This is a genomic window from Shigella sp. SIG3, from assembly GCF_053555855.1.
Genome location: NZ_JBQZXE010000163.1, coordinates 1 through 6,177 on the forward strand (window position 1 = coordinate 1; position 6,177 = coordinate 6,177).

A 6,177-nucleotide genomic window follows, 5' to 3' on the forward strand; every position below is an offset into this window, starting at 1 on the left:
TAAAAAGAGAACTTGCAGTTATTTACTGTGATTAGTTGAGCTAGGTCACAAAATATAAGCTTGTGAATTTCTTTCTTGTTAATCAGGAAGAAGATGGTGGGTAATTAAACGGCTAATTCAATAGTGTGAAAGGAACAACATTATTGCCCTGTTTTGAATCAGAGAGAGGTAGCTAATGGAACGAAATAAACTTGCTCGTCAGATTATTGACACTTGCCTGGAAATGACCCGCCTGGGACTGAACCAGGGGACAGCGGGGAACGTCAGTGTACGTTATCAGGATGGGATGCTGATTACGCCTACAGGCATTCCATATGAAAAACTGACGGAGTCGCATATTGTCTTTATTGATGGCAACGGTAAACATGAGGAAGGAAAGCTCCCCTCAAGCGAATGGCGTTTCCATATGGCAGCCTATCAAAGCAGACCGGATGCCAACGCGGTTGTTCACAATCATGCCGTTCATTGCACGGCAGTTTCCATTCTTAACCGATCGATCCCCGCTATTCACTACATGATTGCGGCGGCTGGCGGTAATTCTATTCCTTGCGCGCCTTATGCGACCTTTGGAACACGCGAACTTTCTGAACATGTTGCGCTGGCTCTCAAAAATCGTAAGGCAACTTTGTTACAACATCATGGGCTTATCGCTTGTGAGGTGAATCTGGAAAAAGCGTTATGGCTGGCGCATGAAGTTGAAGTGCTGGCGCAACTTTACCTGACGACCCTGGCGATTACGGACCCGGTGCCAGTGCTGAGCGATGAAGAGATTGCCGTAGTGCTGGAGAAATTCAAAACCTATGGGTTACGGATTGAAGAGTAATTTCGTAAAGCAACAAGGAGAAGGATGATGGCTAACAGAATGATTCTGAACGAAACGGCATGGTTTGGTCGGGGTGCTGTTGGGGCTTTAACCGATGAGGTGAAACGCCGTGGTTATCAGAAGGCGCTGATCGTCACCGATAAAACGCTGGTGCAATGCGGCGTGGTGGCGAAAGTGACCGATAAGATGGATGCTGCAGGGCTGGCATGGGCGATTTACGACGGCGTAGTGCCCAACCCAACAATTACTGTCGTCAAAGAAGGGCTCGGTGTATTCCAGAATAGCGGCGCGGATTACCTGATCGCTATTGGTGGTGGTTCTCCACAGGATACTTGTAAAGCAATTGGCATTATCAGCAACAACCCGGAGTTTGCCGATGTGCGTAGCCTGGAAGGGCTTTCCCCGACCAATAAACCCAGTGTACCGATTCTGGCAATCCCCACCACAGCAGGTACTGCGGCAGAAGTGACCATTAACTACGTGATCACTGACGAAGAAAAACGGCGCAAGTTTGTTTGCGTTGATCCGCATGATATCCCGCAGGTGGCGTTTATTGATGCTGACATGATGGATGGTATGCCTCCGGCGCTGAAAGCCGCGACGGGTGTCGATGCGCTCACTCATGCTATTGAGGGGTATATTACCCGTGGCGCGTGGGCACTAACCGATGCACTGCACATTAAAGCGATTGAAATCATTGCTGGGGCGCTGCGAGGATCGGTTGCTGGTGATAAGGATGCCGGAGAAGAAATGGCGCTCGGGCAGTATGTTGCGGGTATGGGCTTCTCGAATGTTGGGTTAGGGTTGGTGCATGGTATGGCGCATCCACTGGGCGCGTTTTATAACACTCCACACGGTGTTGCGAACGCCATCCTGTTACCGCATGTCATGCGCTATAACGCTGACTTTACCGGTGAGAAGTACCGCGATATCGCGCGCGTTATGGGCGTGAAAGTGGAAGGTATGAGCCTGGAAGGGGCGCGTAATGCCGCTGTTGAAGCGGTGTTTGCCCTCAACCGTGATGTCGGTATTCCGCCACATTTGCGTGATGTTGGTGTACGCAAGGAAGACATTTCGGCACTGGCTCAGGCGGCACTGGATGATGTTTGTACCGGTGGCAACCCGCGTGAAGCAACGCTTGAGGATATTGTAGAGCTTTACCATACCGCCTGGTAAATGCGCTGATGTGATAATGCCGGATACGATTTGCGGCGTATCCGGCTCGCCGTTACCGTACCAACCGCAATTGCTGTAAATTGCCGTCGATATGCAAATCGGTTTGTAAGCGGGCAATATCGCGGCACAGAAACGCCATCTCTTTATGGGTTTCTAATTTTTTGCGCCACTTTTCGGCAACCGCATCCAGATTCTCATATATCCCTTCCAGACTCTGAAACTCGACCAGCAGCTGCGTGGCGCTTTTTGGTCCGATTCCCGCAACACCCGGTACCTTTGAACTGCTGATCCCCGCAAGTCCCCAGTAATCGGGCAACTGCTGCGGTTGAACGCCAAATTCTTTATCGATAAATGGCGCATCCAGCCAACGTTTCTGGAAGTAATCACGAATACGTAATGTCGGTGAAAGTAACTGACAGTAGCCTTTATCTGTCGAAACAATCGTTGCCTGATGCCCGGCCAGTGTCACTTTGACCGCCAGTGTGGCGGCTAAGTCATCGGCTTCGTTGCCGCTGGCTGACCAGCACGGGACGCCGCGTTGCTCAAAGGCGGCGCGTAATGCAGGCATCTCGTCGTGCAACTCTTCCGGCATTGGCGGTCGATCCGCTTTGTAATCTGGTAAACGCTGATGACGCCAGCCGCTACTGCGGTTTTCATCATCAAAAACGGCGACCGCGTGGGTTGGCTGGCTGTGCATAATGAGCTGATCGAGCGCATGCTGGCAGGTTTCGACACAGGGCGAACCCTGAACGGCATGAATGCGACGGATAAGATTCAGTGCATCGACAATAAGCAAATGAACAGCCACGATAACCCCCTTAAAGATCAGGCGATAAGGGTAACATTCGATGCCGGAACAGGCTATGGCTGGTTGAGAAAACAGGAAGAGGCTTCGCAAAACGAGGCCTCTGGGAGAGATTAATCGCAGGCAACGATCTTCATCGCCAGGCCGCCGCGAGAGGTTTCGCGGTACTTGGCGTTCATGTCTTTACCTGTTTCGTACATGGTTTCGATAACTTTATCGAGGCAGACGCGCGGTTCGCTGGTACGGCGCAGTGCCATACGCGCGGCGTTCACCGCTTTCACTGCTGCAATGGCGTTACGCTCAATGCACGGTACCTGAACCTGCCCCGCGACCGGGTCACAAGTCAGACCGAGGTTGTGCTCCATCGCGATTTCCGCTGCGATGCAAACCTGCGCCGGGCTTGCGCCTAACAGTTCTGCCAGACCAGCTGCCGCCATAGAGCACGCCACGCCAACTTCACCCTGGCAACCCACTTCGGCACCAGAAATCGACGCGTTCATCTTATAAAGAGAACCAATGGCGCTGGCTACCAGCAGGTAACGAGCCAGTGAGTTAGCGTTCACTTCGCGGATAAACTTATCGTAGTACGCCAGCACAGCCGGGATAATCCCGCACGCACCGTTAGTCGGCGCAGTCACCACGCGACCGCCAGCAGCGTTCTCTTCGTTCACTGCCAGTGCAAACATGTTGATCCAGTCAACAACCGCCATCGGGTCAGTGGTGGTTTTATCCTGGCTGACCAGCATCCGGCGTAGTGCCGCAGCACGGCGTGGAACGCGCAGTTTGCCAGGCAACACGCCTTCGGTGGAAATACCGCGCTCAATACCGCCACGCATGACTTCCCAGACGTTCGCCAGGTGCTGTTCCAGCTCTTCTTTACTGTGCAGCGCCAGCTCGTTTTTCATCATCAGGCCAGAGAGTGACAGCCCGGTTTCCTGACAATGTTTTTGCAGATCGGCTGCTGAACTGTACGGATAAGGAACTTCAACCGGTGCGCTATCCTGCTGGCCAAAATGCTCTTCATCAACGATAAAGCCACCGCCAATAGAGTAGTAAGTCTGGCTGTAAACGACTTTATCGCCCGCCAGCGCGGTAATGCGCATACCGTTTTCATGCAGAGAAAGGTTGTCTGCATGGAAGTTCATGCACTGATCAACCGGGAACTCCACTTCATGCTGACCGTTTGCCAGCATCAGGCGACCATGAGTATTCACATCCTGAATAAAACCGGGGATGGAATCGATATCCACGGTATCCGGCAGGTTACCCGCCAGGCCCATAATAATGGAGATATCTGTGTGGTGGCCTTTACCAGTCAGAGAGAGCGAGCCGTACACGTCAACCACCACGCGGGTCACGTCTTTAAGCAGGTTACGGGCAATCAGATCGTCGGTAAATTGTTTACCCGCTTTCATTGGTCCAACGGTATGAGAACTGGAAGGGCCAATGCCGATTTTGAAAATATCGAATACGCTAATCATAGGAAATACATCGCGTTAAAACGGAGGAAGCGCCGCCCGAAAGCGGCGCGAAAGGACTTAGCTGAACAGAGAGTAGAAGATTGCGGAGATTGCAATCAGCCCCATCACGACAACGAATACGTTGCTGATGTGACCGCTGTACTTACGCATTGCCGGTACTTTCTGAATTGCGTACATCGGCATCAGGAACAGGATCATCGCGATGATTGGGCCGCCCAGGGTTTCAATCATACCCAGGATGCTCGGGTTCAGGGTGGCAACAATCCAGGTCGTTACCAGCATGAACAGCGCAGTGATACGGTTCAGCTTGTTGATTTCGATAGACTTACCTTTACCACGCAGAGATTTAATCACCATACCGTTGAAGCCTTCACGTGCGCCCAGGTAGTGGCCGAGGAAGGATTTGGTGATAGCGATAATCGCGATAATCGGAGCCATCCACGCGATAACCGGTGCGTTAAAGTGGTTAGCCAGGTAAGACAGAATCGAGATGTTCTGCTCTTTAGCCGCAGCCAGGTCTGCCGGAGTCAGGCTCAGTACGCAGCTGAAGACGAAGAACATTACGGTCAGCACCATCATGATGTGTGCGAATGCCAGGATCTTCGAGCATTTCTGTTCTGCCATATCGCCGTACTCTTCACGCTTCGCAACGGCGAAAGAAGAGATGATCGGAGAGTGGTTGAACGAGAACACCATTACCGGAATTGCCAGCCACAGGGTCATCCACAGACCGTTTCCGGTTGCAGATGCAGTGTCCAGAGACAGCGTTTCCAGTGCTGCGCCGTTCCACTGCGGGATCAGGTACAGAGCCAGCAGCATCAGTACGCCAACAAACGGGAATACCAGAATACTCATCGCTTTAACGATCATCTGCTCACCAAAGCGAACGATGGTCATCATACCCACGATCAGGATCAGCGACAGAATCGCACGCGGCGGTGGCGTCATACCCAGCTGGTGAGACATGAAGCTTTCAACGGTATTGGTGATTGCCACGCTATAAACCAGCAGGATCGGGTAGATAGCGAAGAAGTAGAGCAGGGTAATCAGTTTACCTGCGCCAATACCAAAGTGTTCTTCTACAACCTCGGTGATGTCTTCGCCCGGGTTTTTACCAGACAGTACGAAGCGAGTCAGGCCGCGGTGAGCAAAAAACGTCATCGGGAACGCAAGGATAGCCATGATGATCAGCGGGATCATACCGCCAACACCGGCGTTGATTGGCAGGAACAGCACGCCCGCGCCGATTGCCGTGCCGTAAAGGCCCAGCATCCACATGGTGTCTGTCTTGCGCCAGGCACTACGAGAGTCTTTCGACGCAATCGTGCTGGTTTGAGTCGTTTCCATCTATTTCTCCTGGAGGAATGCAAATAATTCAGCTTTTAGCCAGTTCAGCCCGGGAAGGTGCCTGACCGTAAAAATGAAATCTGTCTATCGGCGATGGCTTAATCATTTACCGCTGTAATAATTTGAGGGCGGAAAGATACACACAAGTTATGTATCTATCAGTGATCTTGATCCCAAATACAATAATCTGCTTGGAAGATAGATTATCCCAACGCTTTACTCTGTAAATCAAAAGTAAAAGAGAATTTAAGGGCAATATTTGCCCATTAAACGACATCTGACTTCTTCCGGGGCGCGCAATATATGTAGGTTGAACTGAAAAAATCAATACTTTTAGTTAATCATGGCGATAATTTCTTTTTCATAGCGATAAAATACGGTTTATGAAAATAGGGAAACGTTTGCGTTGCAACATAAATTGTATGGCATATTAACTGTGATGATATTTGTCGCGTGAGGGTGGTAAGAAACATTCATATAACAAATGAAATGAGTTGATGAGTAAGTGACCAAAAACGAGAAAACCCGGCAACAAACGTCACCGG

5 protein-coding genes are annotated in these 6,177 nt (G+C 51.0%); 2 read left to right on the top strand and 3 right to left on the bottom strand.

Annotated elements, in window-relative coordinates:
• Positions 1-175 precede the first annotated feature (175 nt).
• Both fucA and fucO read left to right on the top strand, forming a co-directional pair.
• Positions 176-823, top strand: a complete 648-nt coding sequence (gene fucA / locus ACUU1I_RS18965) for an L-fuculose-phosphate aldolase (RefSeq protein ID WP_000440781.1) — start codon at positions 176-178, stop codon at positions 821-823.
• A 27-nt stretch (positions 824-850) separates the two neighbouring features.
• Positions 851-1,999, top strand: a complete 1,149-nt coding sequence (gene fucO / locus ACUU1I_RS18970; protein ID WP_005051592.1) for a lactaldehyde reductase — start codon at positions 851-853, stop codon at positions 1,997-1,999.
• A 52-nt stretch (positions 2,000-2,051) separates the two neighbouring features.
• On the opposite strand, the gene xni is transcribed toward fucO, so the two are convergent.
• From xni to sdaC, 3 genes are all read right to left on the bottom strand, one after another.
• Complete coding sequence (xni, locus tag ACUU1I_RS18975; RefSeq protein ID WP_005070681.1) at positions 2,052-2,807, bottom strand: flap endonuclease Xni; 756 nt, start codon at positions 2,805-2,807, stop codon at positions 2,052-2,054.
• 110 nt (positions 2,808-2,917) lie between these two features.
• Positions 2,918-4,285 (bottom strand): L-serine ammonia-lyase II, encoded by a 1,368-nt coding sequence (sdaB, locus tag ACUU1I_RS18980; protein WP_000626423.1) that lies wholly within the window; start codon positions 4,283-4,285, stop codon positions 2,918-2,920.
• Positions 4,286-4,342: 57 nt separating this feature from the next.
• Positions 4,343-5,632 carry an HAAAP family serine/threonine permease SdaC gene (gene sdaC / locus ACUU1I_RS18985; RefSeq protein ID WP_000450476.1) on the bottom strand — a complete coding sequence of 430 codons (1,290 nt, stop codon included), beginning with the start codon at positions 5,630-5,632 and terminating at the stop codon, positions 4,343-4,345.
• Positions 5,633-6,177 lie beyond the last annotated feature (545 nt).